This window comes from Bacillus sp. GbtcB10 (assembly GCF_019091365.1).
In the GTDB taxonomy this organism is placed as follows: domain Bacteria; phylum Bacillota; class Bacilli; order Bacillales; family Bacillaceae; genus Bacillus; species Bacillus altitudinis.
The window spans coordinates 1-232 of record NZ_JAGXJP010000438.1 but is presented as its reverse complement, the minus strand read 5'-3'; the positions used below and the strand labels follow the sequence as shown (position 1 = coordinate 232).

General features: G+C 47.4%; 1 protein-coding gene. It reads right to left on the bottom strand.

The genetic code is table 11. The annotated features are described in order from the left end of the window. Nucleotides 1-232, bottom strand: a 232-nt coding sequence (locus KVT11_RS20760; protein WP_217609232.1) for an NAD-binding protein, incomplete at both ends; no start/stop codon positions are given.

Sequence of the window (232 nt, the reverse complement as noted above, 5' to 3'; positions counted from 1 at the left end):
CAACAAAGAGCTCAGTAGGCACAACTGGTGTCAGCACATTGACTTTCGAGTTATGCAAGTTAACTACACAGAGCTCATGTACACGGAATTTATCACAACGGTGTACAACCGATACTTCTTTAGCGATTGGCTCAAGCATCAGTGCCCAGTAGACCGCAGAGTCTCCGCCGCCAAGAACAGTAACACGTCTACCAGCGAATTGGTTCAGGTCAGAGGTGAAGTAATGCAGGAT